The 16,926-nt window shown below is 67.0% G+C and carries 17 protein-coding genes; 12 read left to right on the plus strand and 5 right to left on the minus strand.

Annotation, left to right across the window (positions count from 1 at the left end; genetic code table 11):
* Positions 1 to 137: 137 nt before the first annotated feature.
* Entirely contained in the window at positions 138 to 761 is a 624-nt protein-coding gene (locus tag ABNF93_RS12720) for a TetR/AcrR family transcriptional regulator (RefSeq protein ID WP_349328178.1), read from the minus strand.
* A 118-nt stretch (positions 762 to 879) separates the two neighbouring features.
* On the opposite strand from ABNF93_RS12720, the gene ABNF93_RS12725 reads away from it, so the two are divergent.
* The 9 genes from ABNF93_RS12725 to ABNF93_RS12765 all read left to right on the plus strand — a co-directional run bounded on the left by ABNF93_RS12725 (position 880) and on the right by ABNF93_RS12765 (position 9,589).
* The gene (locus ABNF93_RS12725; protein WP_349328179.1) at positions 880 to 1,947 is read left to right on the plus strand and encodes an ABC transporter permease; all 1,068 of its coding nucleotides are present in this window, start codon (positions 880 to 882) and stop codon (positions 1,945 to 1,947) included.
* Positions 1,948 to 2,057: 110 nt separating this feature from the next.
* Entirely contained in the window at positions 2,058 to 2,549 is a 492-nt protein-coding gene (locus ABNF93_RS12730) for a pyridoxamine 5'-phosphate oxidase family protein (protein ID WP_349328180.1), read from the plus strand.
* A 210-nt stretch (positions 2,550 to 2,759) separates the two neighbouring features.
* Positions 2,760 to 3,716: a ribose-phosphate diphosphokinase gene (locus ABNF93_RS12735; RefSeq protein WP_349328472.1), complete on the plus strand. Its 957-nt coding sequence runs from the start codon at positions 2,760 to 2,762 to the stop codon at positions 3,714 to 3,716.
* A gap of 4 nt (positions 3,717 to 3,720) precedes the next feature.
* Positions 3,721 to 4,404: a Type 1 glutamine amidotransferase-like domain-containing protein gene (locus tag ABNF93_RS12740; protein WP_349328181.1), complete on the plus strand. Its 684-nt coding sequence runs from the start codon at positions 3,721 to 3,723 to the stop codon at positions 4,402 to 4,404.
* Between the two features lie 337 nt (positions 4,405 to 4,741).
* Positions 4,742 to 5,590 carry a sulfotransferase family protein gene (locus ABNF93_RS12745; protein WP_349328182.1) on the plus strand — a complete coding sequence of 283 codons (849 nt, stop codon included), beginning with the start codon at positions 4,742 to 4,744 and terminating at the stop codon, positions 5,588 to 5,590.
* A gap of 387 nt (positions 5,591 to 5,977) precedes the next feature.
* Positions 5,978 to 6,841 (plus strand): AAC(3) family N-acetyltransferase, encoded by an 864-nt coding sequence (locus ABNF93_RS12750; protein ID WP_349328183.1) that lies wholly within the window; start codon positions 5,978 to 5,980, stop codon positions 6,839 to 6,841.
* 156 nt (positions 6,842 to 6,997) lie between these two features.
* Positions 6,998 to 7,645, plus strand: coding sequence for a class I SAM-dependent methyltransferase (locus ABNF93_RS12755; protein WP_349328184.1), 648 nt, complete (start codon positions 6,998 to 7,000; stop codon positions 7,643 to 7,645).
* Between the two features lie 123 nt (positions 7,646 to 7,768).
* Positions 7,769 to 8,701 (plus strand): nucleoside hydrolase, encoded by a 933-nt coding sequence (locus ABNF93_RS12760; RefSeq protein WP_349328185.1) that lies wholly within the window; start codon positions 7,769 to 7,771, stop codon positions 8,699 to 8,701.
* Between the two features lie 69 nt (positions 8,702 to 8,770).
* On the plus strand, positions 8,771 to 9,589 hold the full coding sequence (locus ABNF93_RS12765) for a phosphotransferase family protein (protein WP_349328186.1): 819 nt from the start codon (positions 8,771 to 8,773) through the stop codon (positions 9,587 to 9,589).
* On the opposite strand, the gene rpmF is transcribed toward ABNF93_RS12765, so the two are convergent.
* Complete coding sequence (rpmF, locus tag ABNF93_RS34905; RefSeq protein ID WP_502877579.1) at positions 9,569 to 9,946, minus strand: 50S ribosomal protein L32; 378 nt, start codon at positions 9,944 to 9,946, stop codon at positions 9,569 to 9,571. The two genes, ABNF93_RS12765 and rpmF, sit on opposite strands and share 21 nt — an antisense overlap.
* Before the next feature lie 29 nt (positions 9,947 to 9,975).
* On the opposite strand from rpmF, the gene ABNF93_RS12775 reads away from it, so the two are divergent.
* Positions 9,976 to 10,542 (plus strand): GrpB family protein, encoded by a 567-nt coding sequence (locus tag ABNF93_RS12775; protein WP_349328188.1) that lies wholly within the window; start codon positions 9,976 to 9,978, stop codon positions 10,540 to 10,542.
* Positions 10,543 to 10,582: 40 nt separating this feature from the next.
* Here ABNF93_RS12775 and ABNF93_RS12780 read toward each other — a convergent pair whose 3' ends face one another.
* Positions 10,583 to 12,544 carry an ABC transporter substrate-binding protein gene (locus ABNF93_RS12780; protein WP_349328189.1) on the minus strand — a complete coding sequence of 654 codons (1,962 nt, stop codon included), beginning with the start codon at positions 12,542 to 12,544 and terminating at the stop codon, positions 10,583 to 10,585.
* Between the two features lie 263 nt (positions 12,545 to 12,807).
* Here ABNF93_RS12780 and ABNF93_RS12785 point away from each other — a divergent pair, with 263 nt between their 5' ends.
* Positions 12,808 to 14,061 (plus strand): sialidase family protein, encoded by a 1,254-nt coding sequence (locus ABNF93_RS12785; RefSeq protein WP_349328190.1) that lies wholly within the window; start codon positions 12,808 to 12,810, stop codon positions 14,059 to 14,061.
* Positions 14,062 to 14,191: 130 nt separating this feature from the next.
* Positions 14,192 to 14,755 (plus strand): hypothetical protein, encoded by a 564-nt coding sequence (locus ABNF93_RS12790; RefSeq protein WP_349328191.1) that lies wholly within the window; start codon positions 14,192 to 14,194, stop codon positions 14,753 to 14,755.
* A gap of 150 nt (positions 14,756 to 14,905) precedes the next feature.
* Here the strand turns inward: ABNF93_RS12790 and ABNF93_RS12795 are convergent, their stop codons facing one another.
* The gene (locus ABNF93_RS12795; RefSeq protein WP_349328192.1) at positions 14,906 to 16,204 is read right to left on the minus strand and encodes an MFS transporter; all 1,299 of its coding nucleotides are present in this window, start codon (positions 16,202 to 16,204) and stop codon (positions 14,906 to 14,908) included.
* Positions 16,201 to 16,773, minus strand: a complete 573-nt coding sequence (locus ABNF93_RS12800; protein ID WP_349328193.1) for a MarR family winged helix-turn-helix transcriptional regulator — start codon at positions 16,771 to 16,773, stop codon at positions 16,201 to 16,203. Before ABNF93_RS12800 ends, ABNF93_RS12795 begins: the two co-directional genes overlap by 4 nt.
* Between the last annotated feature and the right edge of the window lie 153 nt (positions 16,774 to 16,926).

The following is a 16,926-nucleotide window of genomic DNA, read 5'->3' on the forward strand; positions in this document are numbered from 1 at the left end:
ATCCACCCCAATGCTACCTGCGAGTAACTTCCTCGACCTATGGTGCGCTTTCCTTCCGTACGACACAAGTCGGTCGCCGCTGTGAACCGCATCACGGCTCGGGCTATGAGGGCGCTTGGATCGCGCGGGTGGCGGGCTCAGGCCGGTTCGTCGTCGCTGTCATCCAGGAGGCGACCACCGACCAGCGCCCGGACCGCTTCGCCCACCATCTCGGCGTCGACATCGCCGAAGAGGACGTGCTGGAGCATGAAGCCGGGGAAGATGCCGGCGATCACCGGGCCGACCTTCTCGGCAGGGACGTCCTGGCTGATCTCGCCGCGCCCCTGGTAGATCCGTACCATCCGGACCATGAGCCCGCGGACGCCGACGATCAGGTCGCGGAGCCGCTGGGCGAGTTCGGGTGACCGCACCGCCTCGCCCCACACCTGGATGGCGAGACGGGCCAGCCCGTACTCCTCGTCCATCCGCTGGATCGTCCGCCCGATCCGGGTGAACGCCTGGTCGATCGGCGGTGGCGGGTCGGACTCGACCAGGGTCTCGAACGCCTCGCGGAGCCTGGCGATGGCGTCGGCCACGATCGCCGCGGTGAGCTCGTCCTTGCTGGGGAAGTAGCGGTAGACGGCGCCAGCGGACAGGCCCGCTTCGCGCAGGATGTCCTGCATCGACGTGGCATGGAACCCGTTGCGCAGAAAGCACCTCCGGGCGGCGTCGACGATCTGCAGGCGGCGGGCTTCGAGGTGCTCCTGGGAGACGCGTGGCATACCCAGAACATAAAACGAACGTTCCTTCTTGACAAACGACCTCGATCGACCTCAGCCTGATGGCCATAAAAGAACAATCGTTCGTTCTCTTTGGTCCGGTCACAGGAGGGACACCGTCATGGCCACCAGCTCGACCGCAGAACTCGAGGCCGCGAAGCCGCCACACTCCGGCGGCAAGCTCCACAGCGCCGCGAAACTGCTCGGCGTCGCACTGCTCGTCCCCCTTGCGGTCGCCGGGATGCTCAGCCTGTTCGCCTGGCCGTCGGCCAACCTCGAACCTCGCGACCTTCCCCTCGGAGTCGCCGGCCCGGCCCAGGCCACAGACGCACTCAGTACGAAGCTGGAGCAGGCGAGCGAGGGTGGATTCGAGATCCATCAGTACGCAGACGAGGCGGCCGCGCGGTCGGCGATCGAGGACCGCGAGGTCTACGGCGCCATCGTCACCGCACCGGACGGGATCACCCTGCTCACGGCGTCGGCGGCCAGCCCGCTCGTCGCGCAACTGCTCACCCAGGCGGTCACGACTCCCGACGGCCCCTTGGGTGGCGCTGGCGCCCAGACCGGTGCCGACACCCAGGCCGGAGGGAACGCGTCGGCGCCACCCAAGGTCGTGGACGTCGTTCCCACCACCCGCGACGACCCGCGCGGCACCGTGCTGAGCGTTGCCGTCCTGCCGCTCGTGTTCGCCGGTATCGCCACGGGCATCGCGACGTTCGTGGTGTCGCGCCCCGGCTTGGCGCAGGCGACCGGGCTGCTCGTCACGTCGGCACTCGCCGGCGTCGCAGCCGTGTGGGTCGCGCAGGAATGGCTCGGCGCACTCGGCGGCGACTGGTGGGTCAACGCGGGAGCCATCGGGCTCACCGTGCTGGCGATCTCGGCCACGGTGGCCGGGCTCGGAGCGGCGATCGGGCCCGCAGGACTCGGACTCGCGGCCTTCCTGATGATGTTCGTCGGCAACCCGTTCTCAGGGGTGGCCAGCGCACCAGAGCTGCTGCCGTCCTGGGTCGGCGTCACCGGGCAGTTCCTCCCACCTGGCGCGGGCGGATCGCTGCTGCGGAGCACCGCGTTCTTCGATTCCGCCGCCGCCACTCAGCCTGGACTCGTCCTCGCCGGCTGGGTTGTCCTGGGCCTTGCCTGTGGCCTCATCGGCGTACGACGACACCGCGCCGCGCGCACCACCACCTGACGGGTTCTCGGGGCGGCGACGCCGCGGATCCCCTGGTGTTAACTCTGTGTTTCCGCCCCGACACTCCCAGGGGTTCCGGGATCTCCTACCAAAGCGGAATACTCGGGCGCGTGAGAACTCCTGAGGCCGCACCACCGAGGATGTTCGGGTCCGTCGTCCCCTCCGACCTGCTGCCCTGGGGGTGGGCCGAAGAACGGCTCACCACCGCACTCAACTACTGGGTCGCCACCGCTTCTGCCGCTGGACGCCCGCACGTCCGACCCGTGTGGGGCGTCTGGCTCGACGACAGCTTCGTGTTCGCCGCCGGGTCACCGGTCGCGGCGGCGAACCTCGCCGGCAACACCGAGGCCACCGTCCATCTCGAGAGCAGCCAGGACGTCGTCATCGTCGAAGGCGCCGGCGAGCGGGTCGTGGACGGCGATGAGCTCCAGCGCTACGTCGACGCAAACAACTACAAATACGACTACAACGCCTTTGTCGCGGGCGAAAGTGTGGCCGCACCCGGAATCGCGCCCGGTCCGGCGTACCGCGTCCGGCCCCGAGTCGTTTACGGATGGGAGGCCGAACTCCACAACCCCACCCGGTGGAGTTGGTCGACCTAGATCGCAGCAGGGCCGTGCCCGGGGCGGCCGTGCGCGGTCCCAGCGGTCGCACAGCGACTTCGTAGGAGGGACGTAACGAAGGAGTCGTCGCGTACGAAAGCGTCGTACGAAGCGCTCCTCCCGGGGGATTGCGGGCAGGCCGGTCGATACGCTGGTGTCGGTCGTAGGACGTCGAGAACCCCGACAGGAACGGCTCACCTCATGCGGCAGATGCGCGACATCGGCGTCTTCACCGGAAGTGCCCACCCTGAGCTGGCTCGCGAGATCTGCACGGACCTGGGTGTCGATCTCTCGCCCATGCAGATCCAGCGTTTCAGCAACGACTGTCTGCAGGTGCAGCTGCAGGCCAACTGCCGGCAGCGCGACATCTATCTCGTGCAGCCGATCGTCCCGCCCGTGCAGGAGCACCTGATGGAGCTGCTCCTCATGCTCGACGCGGCCCGCGGCGCCTCGGCGGCGAACATCACCGCGGTCATCCCGCACTATGCCTACGCCCGGTCGGACAAGAAGGACATGCCGCGGATCTCGATCGGTGGGCGGCTTGTCGCCGACCTGTTGGCCACCGCCGGCGCCAACCGCGTGCTCACCATGGCCCTCCACGCACCTCAGGTGCACGGGTTCTTCAGCATCCCGGTCGACCACCTCACCGCCGTCGCCGAGCTCGCGAAGCACTTCGCCGGCCGCGACCTGCGTGACACCGTGGTGGTGTCGCCGGACCTTGGCAACGCCAAGCCCGCCACCCAGTTCGCGCGGATCCTCAACCTCCCGGTCGCCGCCGGCAGCAAGCAACGCCTCGCCGACGACGAGGTACGCATCGACGCGATCGTGGGCGACGTCGACGACAAGAACGTCATCGTGCTCGACGACGAGATCGCCAACGCTGGTTCGATCCTCAAGCTCCTGGAACGCCTGCGCGAACGCCGGGTCCGCCGGATCTCCCTGGCGTGCACGCACGGACTCTTCACCGGCAAGGCCATCCAACGCCTGGCCAGCCAGGATGACATCGACGAGATCGTCATCACCAACACCGTTCCACTCAGCCCGGACAAGGTGCTGCCCACCATGCGGGTCCGTTCGGTCGCGACGCTGTTCGCCGAGGCGATCCGGCGGATCCATCTCGGCGAGTCCGTGAGCAGCCTCTTCGACGGTCCATCGGTGAGGGGGTAGTGCTATGCCCGGATGGGTCTTCCTCGGCGGCGGCGGGGGTGCCCGCGACTCGTATCCACTCGACCGGCAGTTCGCGAGGGCGATCGGCGGCGGTCCAGTGTCGTACTGGCCGGTGGCGCTCGACCCGTCCACCCACGACTACACCGACTGCCTGGAGTGGGTACGCAGCGTCTACGAACCGCTGGGGGTCGGTGACATCTCCCTGTGGACCGGCGACCGGCCGGTCTTCCCTGCCGACTACCGCGCGATCTACATCGGTGGTGGCAACACCTATCGCCTGCTGTCGATCATCCGCCGGTGGAAGCTGCTCGAGCAGCTCCGGGAGTTCGTGTTGGGCGGCGGGATGGTGTTCGGCGGCAGCGCCGGCGCTGCCCTGCTCGGCGCCGACATCACCACGATCGCGCACATCGACCGCAACGAGGTCGGGCTCACCGACACGCATGGTGCCGACCTGACCGCCGGCTACGGCGTCTTCGTCCACCATCGCGATGCCGACCTGCCGCGCGAGATCGTGTGGGCGGCGACCCACGGACGGTCCGCGATCGCCCTCACCGAACGTTCGAACGCCGTCGTGGCCGGCGCCACCGTCACGGCCATCGGCCCCGATCCGCTCCTGGTGGTGGACAAGGACGGCTACCGCAAGCTCGCACCCGGTGCGACGTCGTACGACGGCATGTCCGTGCCGTGAGTGCCCCGCCGCTAGCCGAGGCCATGCGGGACCGACCAGTCCCGACAACCGACCAGTCCCGATAACCGACTGGTCGGGAAGGTGGCCTGGATCGCGTCGGTTGGCGGGTTGGCGACCTCTGTGGGAGGTTTGGTCCAGGCTCGCGGGACACGTTCGGGCGGACGCCAACCTTTCGTCATGCCCAATACCGGGTACTTCGGTGGTGTGCGGGCACCGCTCGTGGACGTGATGACGCTCGGTGCCCGCTCAGCATCACGCGGGAGTGACCGTTACCATTTCTTGACCAACAATGTCCGGATCTCTGCAGATTGGTGTCGATTCCGTGATCCCGGCTGACATGCGTACCCAGCTGAAGACACGCCTGGCCGACCACCCGACCCTCCTGAAGTCGGCACGACGAGCGCGGCGAGCCCTCCGGGGTCCTGCCCGCCGGCGCCAGGTACGACGGTCGAGGGCAGCCGACGCCAGACTGGTCCCGTCGCCGGTCTTCGTGATCTGCGGGGTCCGTTCCGGCTCGACCCTGTTGCGGGTGTTGCTCAACAGCCACCCGGCCATCTGTGCGCCACACGAGCTGCATCTGCGCTTCACCCGGGTGAGTTTCGACAAGCCGTACGCCGAGGTCGCGATGAAGGAGCTTCACCTCGATCGCGACGAGTTGGAGCACCTGCTGTGGGACCGCGTACTGCACCGCCAACTCGTCCGTAGCGGCAAGCGGGTTCTGGTCGACAAGACGCCCGCCAACGCGACCCACCACGAACGGCTACTCGCCTGCTGGCCGAAGGCCCGCTTCATCTTCCTGCTCCGCCATCCCGCGTCCGTGGTCGCGTCCTTGATGGAGTCCAGGCCGGACCGGGAGCTCGCACCCACGATCCGCGAGGCCCTCACGTACCTGAACGGTGTCGAGGAGGCGCGCCAGGCTCATCCCGGCCTGGCCGTGCGCTACGAGGACCTCACCGCCGATCCGGCCACGGTGACGAAGCAGATCTGCGCGTACCTCGGAGTCCGCTGGGATTCCCACATGCTGGAGTACGGACGCAGCGAGCACGGCAAGTTCAGGGCCGGGATCGGCGACTGGAGCATCAAGATTCGTACCGGGTCGATCCAGCCCGGCCGTCCACTCCCCGAGGCGGACGAGGTGCACGAGGACCTGCGTCCGTTGGCCAAGGCGTGGGGCTACCTGCCCTGACCTGGCGCGCACGATCCGTCTCGCCCATGGACATGACGGCCGACGCGTGTCACCCTCGCTGCCATGGGGATCGTACTGATTTTTGCTGGTATTGCCGTGCTTCTTGTTGTGCTTGGACTCGTCCAGCGGCGCCACAAGGAAAGACTCCCGTGGAGCGACCGCGCTGAACGACGGGCCTTCAAAAACCGGCTCCCGAAGGGCTCCGAGCAAACCCTGCCTCCGAGTTCCATGGACTTCCCCGGCTGACAACGGCGTTCCATCTGCGCCGTCAGCCGAGAGTACGCGGGGACGAAATCGGGTTGGCAAGTGCATGGGGCTTCGCCAAGCTGCCATGCATGTTTCTGAGTGACGTGCTTCTCCCGGCCAGGTCTGACGGGCTTACCTGCGATGGATGAGTCTTGCCCTGTCACCCAGGACATGATTGCCGAGGGTCTACGGCAGCTGGGCCTCAGCAAGGCGTCCCGCGTACTGGTCCACGCGTCCTTGCGTTCGTTCGGTCGCGTCGACGGCGGCGCCGAGGCCGTTTGTCGCGCACTCGTCGATGTGTGCGGCACGGTCATGGTCTCGGCCGGCGCCTGGGACCTGACCGGTCTGCCCGCACCGCCGGGGCTTACCCGCCCGCACAACGCCTGCCATCAGGACCAGACGTGGCAGGAGTTCGACGATGCGCTGGCGAAGGCGACCGTATATTCCAAGGATCTCCCGGTGGATTCCTGGCTCGGCACGATTGCCGAGACGATGCGGCAGAACTTCCCCCACGAACGCGGCGACCATCCGTTGTTCACCTACCTCGCGGTCGGCCCGGATGCGCGCCCACTGGTCGACGCTGGACGCCTCGACTGGCCACTCGGTCCGATAGAGGAGCTGGGAGAGCTCGGCGGCGACGTCTTACTCCTCGGCGTCGGCCACACCTCGAGCACCGCCATCCATCTCGCCGAGCAGCGAATGGGGCGTTCGCGGTTCTACCGGTACGCCAAGGTCGCGCCGGGTGTCTGGATGGAGCTGCCGAACATCCCTGGTGAAAGTCATCGCTTCGACGAGATCGAAGGCCTCCTTGCTCCGGTGACCACGGAGGTGAGGATCGGCCGCTGCCGCGCGCGACGGCTGTCCGTGTCGGATGTGCTGTCCACGACCGAGCGTCTCATTGCGGCGGATCCGCGTGCCCTGCTGTGCGAGGACCCCGAGTGCCGGTGTGGCGCCGCGTATCAACAGCGGCTCGCAAACCTGCGCGGAGGTGGCCACGGCGTCTGAGCCGCTCGTCCCGGTCAGGGCCGCTCTGAGTGGCCACCTCTGTTGGCTCTGTGGCCTGTATTGCTCTGTGGCTGCCCGGACCCTGGGTCGGACCTTATGATGCGGGAGGTCCGCGCCTCCCCGTAGCACCATCGTCGTTCCGAGTGAGGTCTGCCCGTGAACCTGTCGCCCGCTGGAGCGAATTCTGCCTACGCCGACGTCATCCAGGGACTTCGCACGTCCTACGACGGCGGTGCGGAGTCGCGTGACAGCGACACCAAGAGTGCGTGGAAGGTGGCCGAACGCGCCGGCTTCCTCGGCCGACTTCGCGAGCAGGAATGCCGACGGCTCCTGGAGATCGGCGCTGGTACCGGTCAGGACAGCCTGTTCTTCGCAGAGAACGGGCTCGATGTCGTGGCGACCGACCTCTCGCCCGCGATGGTGGCGCGGTGCGTGGCGAAGGGCATCGACGCCCGCGTACGAGATTTCCTCGGGCTCGGCGAGGAGTTTCCGCCGGAGTCGTTCGACGCCATCTATGCGTTGAACTGTCTGCTGCACGTTCCGCACGCCGACCTGTCGGCCGTGTTGGCTGTCATCCGATCCGTGCTCCGGCCGGGCGGCCTCTTCTTTCTCGGAGTCTATGGCGGCCAGTCCGAGGAAGGCCTCGCGCGCAGCGATCATCATGATCCACCGCGATTCTTCTGCTTCCGTACCGACGAGGAGCTTCAGCGGGAATCAGCTCGGGAATTCGAGATCGTCGACTTCCACGCGATGGCAATTCCTGACGGCCGGTTCCAGTCACTGACGCTTCGCCGGCCCGAATAGGGGATGGACGGGGTCCCATCAGATTTCGTGGTCCATTGCCGTTCATACGCGGCAGTCGCCGCGTCATGCATCCGACGGGCCGGAGACCTGTCGCCGACGCCGTAGTCCGGGCACACTCATGGGGTGCGGATCCATCTCGACACCGATCTCGGCGGCGACCCGGACGACATCTGCGCTCTTGGGCTGCTTCTCGGGTGGCCCGACGTGGAGATCGTCGGTATCACGACCACGATCGATCCCGGAGGTCGCCGGGCTGGATATGCGGCGTACTGCCTCGATCTCGTCGGCCGCCGCGACATTCCCCTCGCCGCCGGCGCCGAACTGTCACTGACGACGCTACGGAGCGCCGACCCGATCGTGGACGACGAGAGGTACTGGCCACGCACAGTCGTGCCACTGCCCGCTCGGCCAGGCGACGCACTGGACCTGCTCCAGCAGAGTGTGGAGTTGGGCGCGACGATCGTCGGCATCGGGCCCTGCACGAATCTGGCGATGCTGGAGGTGAGTCGGCCGGGTCTTCTCGGCCGCGCGCCCGTGGTGGTGATGGGTGGCTGGGTTCATCCGCCCGACGATGGCCTTCCCGCGTGGGGACCGGACATGGACTGGAACGTTCAATGGGACACGCGTGCCGCCGAAATCGTCGCGCAGACGGCAGATCTCACCCTTGCGACGTTGCCGGGCACCATGAAGGGTCATCTGCGCACTGCCGACCTGCCCCGACTCCGCGCGGCCGGACCGTTCGGGGAACTCCTGGCACAGCAGGCCGAGGTCTATGGACGCGACAACGGAATGCGGGAACTCGGTCGCGCCCACTCCGGTCTTCCGGACGATCTCCTCAACTTCCACTGGGATCCCGTCACCTGTGCGGTGGCAGTTGGGTGGGAGGGAGTTGAGGTGACCGAGCATCGCCTGCAACCCGTCCTTGACAACCATGTGTTGCGATTCCACCCCACATCGGACGGGCGGGCCATCAAGGTACTCGACGACGTCGACGGTGACGCTTTCACTGACATCTGGCTCGCGGCTGTCGAGTCGATCAACCGACCGTCGACGTGAGTACTTAGCCGAACCGCCCTGCTGGACAGGGGTTTCTGGACTGGCTGGTCCGAGCCGAGGAGGACGGGCGTGCATGACACCGGCTCCTCCACGCACGACGTCACCATTCGTGCAGACATCGTGATCAAGCGCTTCCGATCGTGGAGTCGCGGCGAGCATCGGCGCGAATGGGCGGGCCTGACGTTGCTCGCCGCTCACCTGCCTGGGCTCGCGCCGCGACCGATCAGGGCGGACCTGACCGGCGTTCCTCCCACCGTCGTGATGTCCCGACTTGCCGCAGAGCCCTTGGGTTCCTCACTTCTCACCTCGGCACAGATCGACGCGCTTGCGGCTGCGGTCGGCCGACTTCACCGGGCGATTCCGGCGTGCGAACTGGCGAAACTGCCGCGACGGATCGGACATCCCGCCGCGCTTGTTGGGCAGGTCGCGCATTCGATCGCCTCGCCACCTCAGCTGGGGACCGACCCGTTGGTTCGCCAGGCGTACGACATGGGATCGGCGTGGATTCACCAACTGTCTGCCGATGTGGTGGAAGCCGATCCGCCGCCGGTCTTCGGTCTCGCAGACGGCAATCTCGCCAATTACCTCTGGGATGGTACGCAGGTCATGATGGTCGACTTCGAGGACTCCGGCCGAAGCGACCGGGCCTATGAGGTTGCCGAACTGGTCGAGCACCTGTCCGCCTGGATCGGCGATGCGATGGACGTCCCGGCACTGCTGACGGCATTCGATCTCGCACCCGTCGAGCTGGCCAGACTGGGCGAGCTGCGTCGGCTGTGCGCGTTCGTCTGGCTCCTCATGCTACTGCCAGGTGGACCTGCCCATGCCCGTAATCCGATCGGCACGACGCGGCGGCAAGCCGAACGCCTACTCACCCTGCTCTCGTAACCACGGTCTGGCGACGTGCGTGAGTAACCGGCACGCCGAATTTCCACACACCACCAGTGCGGGTGGCTTGGCCTTCCACTGTGCCCGGCGGGACCGGGTCCTGGACCGAGACTTCTTCCGTTTGGGTTCCTGCATGTGGTGGCTCCCGAGTGATGAAACCGCGAACCACGTCGTCCATCCAGCCGCGAAGGATTGCACGCCCGCTAGTCGGCGGAAGGTGGCAGCTCGCTCAGGCGGCTGGAGAAGAACGAAACCGACGTAGCAGACCGCTACGTCACGCGGAACGCGAGAATGGCCGGTGCGCTTCGGTTGCTCGCTGCAATGGCGGCATCCGGCGCCACTCGGCCACGTACACATCGGTTCGCACGTCAGCGATACTACAGTTCGTGGACTTCTTCGACGGATCAGGTCTTGGCCTCACCAGAGGTGTCGTCAGTGTGGTGCCAAGTAATCCGCGATGGGCCGAGGTGTACGAACAGGTTGCCGCGTACCTCCAAGCGGCCTTGGCCGAGGCGGACGTGGACGTGGACGTGGACGTGGAAATCGAACACGTCGGCTCGACCTCGGTGCCAGGACTGGCGGCGAAACCCATCCTTGACATCGCGGTCGGCCTCCCGCCAGGCACCGACCCGACCGCACTCACCGCCGCGTTGGAGACGTTGGGCTTTCTCTACCGTGGTAGCGGTGATGCGGATGTCGTCGACCTGATGTTCGGGTGGGAGGACCAGCCGCGCCACCGGCTGGTGAACCTTCATGTTGTCACCGTCGGCGGTCCGGCCTGGCGAGACTATGTGCGTTTTCGAGAAGGCCTCAGAACCAACCCCGAAGCCAGAGATGCGTACGCCCGCTTGAAACAGGAGCTCGCCGTGAAGTATCCCGGTGACCGCCAGGCCTACATCGCTGGGAAGGACCAGTTCGTCGCGGAGATCCTGTCCAGGCTATCCGACATCTGAGTTCGTACGGCCACGACGGACACGGGGCCCTCTGGGATGGTTATGCCTGGATGAAGTACTGCTCCGAATGTGTCTGTCCGGGCGTCTGGATGGTGTAGGTGTCGATCATCTCGGCGGGCACATTGTGGAAGTTGCTCTTGACGATGCCGTATCCACTGGCTTCGAGTCCCACACCGATGACCTGGAACTCCTCCTTGGCGATCGCGAGGATCTCCTTGATCAGTGCGACCTGCTGGTCCTGGTCGGTCGTGGCGAGGATCTGGTCGTAGAGCTCCATCTGGCGTTTGTTCGGTTCCGGTGGCTCCTCGCCCAACTCCCCGCCGGTCGCATACCACTCTGCCCACCGGATGGCATAGCGCGATCCCGTGTTCTGCGGAAAGAAGTAGAACGGTTCGAGGATGGTGGCACGCGCGTTGAACGCCCCTTGGTCGCCCTGCCAGATCACGGCGTCGTGTTCGTTGGCCTCCACCCGCTCGGTCCACAGTGCGCGGTTGCGCGACTGGGCTGTGACGGTGATGCCGACAGCCTTCCAGTACGTCGCAAGCAGCTGCGCCGTGTCGGCCCACTCGGGGCGGAGCTCGCCACTGAACTCGAGGGAGAAGGTGATCGGCTTTCCGTCCGGGCCGAGTCGCCTACCGTTGGCGTCGCGGTCGGCATAGCCGGCCTCGTCGAGGTGCTGCTCGGCCAGGTCGACGTCGTAGTCGATGTACTGCTTGGCCATCTCCTCGTCGAAGAGCTCCGACTCCGGGCGCGGAGCGGTCTGCCACGGCTCTCCCTGCTTCTGGAACGCCGTATCGATGATCTCCTGCCGGTTGATCGCGTGTGAGAGACCGATCCGGAACGCCTTGTTCTGAAAGATCTTCCGCAACATCGGGTTCTTGTGCGTCAGGTTGAGCTGGATCAGCGTATGGTTCATCGATCCCGAACGCAGGTCGAAGAAGTCGTAGTCACCTCTCGTGCGCCCACGGGCCAGCACCGGCTTGTTCGTCAGGGTGTTGAAGTGCCGGCAGTGCATGTCGAAGTCGCCGGCCACGGCTTTGGTGACCATGACCTGCACGTCGCTGATCACTTCGAAGACGACCCGGTCGATGTACGGAAGCTGCCGTCCGTCCGTGTCGACCTTCCAGTAGTACGGATTGCGCTCCGCGACAGCACGCGTGCCACCGTCGGCAGGGCGGCTGAACTTCCATGCCGAAAGGACCGGAAGGTCGACGTTGAGCAGCGGGTCCACCTTCGCGGTGTACAACGCCATCCAGTCCTCGAGACCGTCGGCCTCTGCCATCGCGGCCGCTTCGGGATTGTGATCGACGTGGAACTGCTTCACATAGTGCTGTGGATGCGCGATGAGGTAGCGGCCCAGAGCGGTGCACTGCCGCTGCAGAAAGAGTCCGTCTGGTTCTGCGAGGGTGATGCGTACGGTGAGGTCGTCGATCTTCTCGGCCTGCGCGGGCCAGGGTGCCACGGGCCACAGGTCGGTGTTGTTGAGGACCTCGTTCTGAGCGAAGACGATGTCGTCGGCCGTGAACGGTTCGCCGTCGGACCACTTGATCCCGGCGCGGAGTACGAAGGTGTATTCGGTGCCGTCGGCGTTGGCCTCGAATCGCTCAGCCAGGTTGGGAAGCATCTGCTTCCACTCGGCGTCCCATCGCAGGAGGTAGTCGTAACAGAGGATGCGGTTGGCCCACGACGAGTCGGCACTGCCCTGCAGCACCGTGTGCCACTCCCCGCCGTACTGTCCGGTCCGGTCGACGGGCTCCACGACGACCGGCTTCTCCGGCAGGCGTTTCTTCACGGCGGGGAGCGTGCCGTCCTTGACCTTCTTGGCCAGGTCTGGCGCTTCCATGCCCCGGGCGCCACGGCCTGAGCCGGACCGGTCGCTGCCCGGGTCGGTGGAGAGCAGGTCACACCCAGGCACGCCAACGGCGACGAGCGCCAGCGCCCCTCCCGCCTTGAGCAGGTCCTTGCGGGATATACCGCGGCCTTTCTCATGCCGGGATGCCATCGCGTCGTCTCCTGACGGATTGCCGGAGGGGTTGCAGCAACCCTGCCGCTGGCCGGTTTTAGGGTCAAGACCGAATATCACCACTCGCGGCCGAGAGTGGCCAGATCGAGGTACGACCGCCGAACGAGCGATGGGCGATGGGCGTAGCGGCAGGTGGCCAGCTCTACCCCATGACGTTGACACCGATACGGCGGCTCCCTACTTTGAGGCGGCTCACTGTTCGGATGTGCCGACGCCCGGATGGCGTGAGAGGTGGGGAGAACATGAGACTCGCTCTTGTTGCCGGTTGCCTTGCCGCCGCGTGCGTCGTCACCGGAGGCGTCGCGGCAGCCGAGGTGCCAGCCACGACGGCTGCTGGAGCCGGGATGACGGCCGGCGAGTCGACCGATGACGTCGACCGGGGTGACCTTGCCAGGCGTACGGCAGAGTCGCCGAAACTGCTGACCGGCGAGGTGTCGCTCTATCCACGGGCGATTCGGCTCCGGCACAACGGCACCGCCAACGACCGCATCATGGCGAGTGTGGTGACGTTCACCGGACGCGGCGGCGAAGGTGCGATCCTGGAGAGCGTCGACGACGGCCGCAGCTTCCAGCAGGTCGGTGCGATCCCGGCGTCGGAGCAGGCCGGCACTCCCGGGCTCTGTTGCGCGAGCATCTTCGAACTCCCGCGACGGATCGGGGACCTGCCCGCCGGCACGCTGCTGTGGGCGGGCAGCGTGGGGGCCGATGCCGGCCCAGACCGACGGATGACGCAGCGGGTCTGGCGTAGCAGCGATCTCGGTCGGACCTGGACCTACCTGTCGAACTGTGCCGAATCCCCAAGCCCGCGTGGGATGTGGGAGCCGGAGTTCTCCGTCGATGCGGCCGGACGACTGGTCTGTCACTTCGCCGACGAGTCCGAAGGTGTCGAGGGCAGCCAACAGCTGGCGAGAACTGTCTCCACCGACGGGGTGCACTGGGGACCCAAGCAGGTCACCGTGCAGAGCCGGCCGGGAGCCTTCCGCCCTGGCATGCCCGTCGTCCGTCGGCTTCCCGACGGCACCTACCTCATGGTGTACGAAATCTGCGGTGTGCCGGGGCAGTACGACTGCGCGGTCTACTCCCGCACATCACCGGACGGTTCCGACTGGGGCGATCCCACTGACGGCGGAACGATGATCGTGGCCGCATCGGGCCGGTACTTCACCCACACGCCCACGATCGCCGTGATTCCAAGGCCGCACGGCAGTGCGCGCATCGTGCTGGTCGGCCAGCTCCTGCAGGACGCCGACGGCACGACAGCCGCTGGCAACGGTGCCACCCTCATGGTGAGCGAAGACGACGGCAGCGGGCCATGGCGCGAGATCCCCGCACCCGTGGCGGTGCCTGAGGCGTACAACAACTACTGCCCGAACTACAGCTCGACGCTCGTCCCGTCGCTGGACGGCCGGCGGGTGCTCGAGATCGCCACCGACTACGCCGACGACGGAGTGTGCAAGGCGTACTTCGCGACTGGCAGCCTCGCCGCCGGCGGATAGCTTTCGGTTTGTCGGCGAGTCGACGGCGTGGTGGCGCGTAGGGCCGGGGGCCCTGCCGGGGAGTCGCTCGGCCGGTGCGCTCATCCGCGTCCGCGGCGAGGGCGGCGGCCTGATCCACCGAGGGAGACCTATGACGCTCGATCGCGCGCACCTGGCCGAGGTGTTGAGCGAAAGCTATTCCTACTACGAGGGCCCGCCTCCGGTGTCGTGGCCGGAGCCCTTCGACCTGGTTTTCTCTGAACGGGGTCCGATCGGGTACCAGACCCGTGGCGTGCAGGCGGCACTACGCGTGCTGCGTCCCGGTGGACTGATCTTCTCCGAGGTCATCGGCGACCTTCATCACCAGGAGGTCCGCGAGGTCTTCGGCGACGCTGCACCCCTCAACCAGACCATCAGGACACTTGACCAGGTGAAGGTCGCGATGGAACGCAGCGGGGTCGGGATTCGCGTGGCCGCCGACATCGTGTCGAAGCGCTACTACCCCGATGTGTACGAATGGCTCAAGTTCCAGTGCGGCATCTGGGCCTGGACGGGCCAGCCGCTGCCGTTGCCCGAGGATCCGCGCCTCGAACTCTTCACCCGCCGCCACAGCGATGCGGCCGGTGGAATCGAGGTGACCCATCACGTGGTGTGGGTGGGCGGCGTCAAGCTCGAAGACCCGCCACGCTATGCCGAACACGAGCACTTTGCGTAGCGCATCCACCGAGCGCCTGACGCCTGGTCCGTGAGCACGGCGACCCCATGCTGATCTGGGCGACGCGGCGGGTCCATTCGTTCAATGCGACTGGGCCGCCCTTCGCATGCAGCCCCTCGACCCGCCCTTCGCATGCAGCCCCTCGACCCGCTAGGACGTGGTCGTCGAGGCAGTGCTCTCCGGCTGCGGCGTACGACTGGATTCCGGCTCCGCGCAGGCGTCGCCAGATGTGGTGAAACGTCGCAGCGCCCGGTTGGTCGCCGCCACCCCGGCGATCCCTACGACGCAGAGGATCCCGCCGGAGATGGCCGCGAAGCTGGCGCTGGTCACGCCCGCCACCAGACCGCCACGGAAGTTGCCGAGATCGGGTCCTGAGACGCCGACGATGTGCTCGAGGGCGCTGACCCGGCCGCGATGCGAGTCGGGCGTCGCCAACTGCACGATGGTTCCACGCGAGATGACCGAGAGGGTGTCCGCGGCACCCGCGACGGCAAGGCAGCCGAGGGCCAACCACAGGTGCTGCGCCAGGCCGAACCCCGTCAGCCCCACGCCCCACACCCCGGCGGTTATGAGCATGACCACGCCGGGACGCCCCGGACGGGTGAGCGTGCCGGACAGCATTCCCGCGGTGATCCCTCCCACGGCGATCGCCGACAGGAACAGGCCCAGCGTTTCGGGTCGCCCGCCGAACCGCTCATCGTTGATCGCCGGAAACAACGCGATCGGCATGGCGAGCACCGTCGCGAACACGTCCGTCGCGAAGGCGCCGGACAGGGCGGGCCGGCGCACGACGAATCGCCAGCCATCCCAGATCGCGGCGAGTCCCGGCCGGTTCGCCTCGCCAGTGGGGCGCATCGACGGCAGACCGAACACGCCGTAGACCGCGGCAACGAACAGCACTGCGTCCAGCAGATAGCAGATCTTCACACCCCAGGCTGCGGTGACCATGCCGGCCACCGCAGGCCCGACGAGCATGGCCAGCTGGAAGCTGAGGTGATTCAGGGCGATGCCGGCGCCGACCTGCTCAGCTGGCAGGAGACGGGGAACGAAGGTCCGGCGGGCGGGCGCTCCGAGAGCCGAGCAGGTCGACTGGATCGCGACGATCCCCAGCAGAATCCCGAAGGACCCCAGCTCCGCCACCGCCTGCGCGACCAGGACCACGGCAGCGAGCAGCTGTCCGACCATGGTGAGGAGAACCAACCGGCGGCGGTCGACCGCGTCGGCCAACACGCCGCCCACCAGCCCGAACACCACCATCGGCACCGCGCGCGCCAGGCCCAGGACGCCCACCGCTGCAGGGCTGTCGGTCAGCTCCCATGCTTGGTACAGCACCGCAACCAGCGTCAGCTGCCCGCCCAACCCGGACAGGCTGCCGCCCATCCAGAGTCGCCGGAAAGCAGCGCTCGTACGCAGCGGACGGATGTCGACCAGCCCGTGGGCGATGCTCACGAGCGCGAATCCTCGTCGTGGTCGTCGGCCAGGTGTCGCGCGATCCGGTCACGGAACGACGTCCGATCGAGCGCCGCCTCGAGATCCCGCACTACCTGGCTCAGCGCGTACGGGATCTCGTCCTCCAGATCCGCGACCGCCCGCTCGGTGGCACGCCACTCCGCCTCGAGGAACGGCAGCACCTTCCGGGCGCGCGCTGTCAGCACGACCTCGCGGGTGCGCGCGTCGGCTCCCGGTTTGGTACGCACCAGACCCTCGCGGCGCAGGCTGCTCACGGTCTGACTCATCGCCGAGTGGGTGACCTGCAGCTCCGAGGCGAGTTCCCGGATCGTCATCGGGCCACGGTGGCGGAGCCGGATGAGCGGCATGGTGTAGCGCGGCCGGATCCCTGACACTCCACGCTCCGCGTAGAGGCGCGCGATCTCGTCGTCCATCGCCGAAAGCAGGAGACGCAACGGCCGCCACCGACTGGCCTCGGTCGGGTCCGGTCCAGGCGCAGTGGAGTCGGGTCCACGCGCGGCGGAGCGGTGCGGATCGCGGTCGGGAGCACGTTCGCGAGATGGTGCCATGACGGCATCGTAGCAGCACTTATGTAAGTGCTGTTACGACTGCCGATTGCCGGGGTGTCACTGGTGGCTGGAGCTAGCTGCTGCCGGAGACAAGATCCTCGAACTGGCCTCCGAGGTGTTTGACGAATCCTGCGGCTGCCCGGTAGTTTATCG

This window comes from Actinopolymorpha sp. B9G3 (assembly GCF_040120725.1).
Classification (GTDB): domain Bacteria; phylum Actinomycetota; class Actinomycetes; order Propionibacteriales; family Actinopolymorphaceae; genus Thermasporomyces.

Excerpts from the sequence above, each read along its gene's own strand:
- ABNF93_RS12720 (WP_349328178.1), bottom strand. The coding sequence starts at position 761 with ATGCCACGCGTCTCCCAGGAGCACCTCGAAGCCCGCCGCCTGCAGATC.
- ABNF93_RS12725 (WP_349328179.1), top strand. The coding sequence starts at position 880 with ATGGCCACCAGCTCGACCGCAGAACTCGAGGCCGCGAAGCCGCCACAC.
- ABNF93_RS12735 (WP_349328472.1), top strand. The coding sequence starts at position 2,760 with ATGCGCGACATCGGCGTCTTCACCGGAAGTGCCCACCCTGAGCTGGCT.
- ABNF93_RS12740 (WP_349328181.1), top strand. The coding sequence starts at position 3,721 with ATGCCCGGATGGGTCTTCCTCGGCGGCGGCGGGGGTGCCCGCGACTCG.
- ABNF93_RS12745 (WP_349328182.1), top strand. The coding sequence starts at position 4,742 with ATGCGTACCCAGCTGAAGACACGCCTGGCCGACCACCCGACCCTCCTG.
- ABNF93_RS12750 (WP_349328183.1), top strand. The coding sequence starts at position 5,978 with ATGGATGAGTCTTGCCCTGTCACCCAGGACATGATTGCCGAGGGTCTA.
- rpmF (WP_502877579.1), bottom strand. The coding sequence starts at position 9,946 with ATGTGTACGTGGCCGAGTGGCGCCGGATGCCGCCATTGCAGCGAGCAA.
- ABNF93_RS12780 (WP_349328189.1), bottom strand. The coding sequence starts at position 12,544 with ATGGCATCCCGGCATGAGAAAGGCCGCGGTATATCCCGCAAGGACCTG.
- ABNF93_RS12785 (WP_349328190.1), top strand. The coding sequence starts at position 12,808 with ATGAGACTCGCTCTTGTTGCCGGTTGCCTTGCCGCCGCGTGCGTCGTC.
- ABNF93_RS12790 (WP_349328191.1), top strand. The coding sequence starts at position 14,192 with ATGACGCTCGATCGCGCGCACCTGGCCGAGGTGTTGAGCGAAAGCTAT.
- ABNF93_RS12800 (WP_349328193.1), bottom strand. The coding sequence starts at position 16,773 with ATGGCACCATCTCGCGAACGTGCTCCCGACCGCGATCCGCACCGCTCC.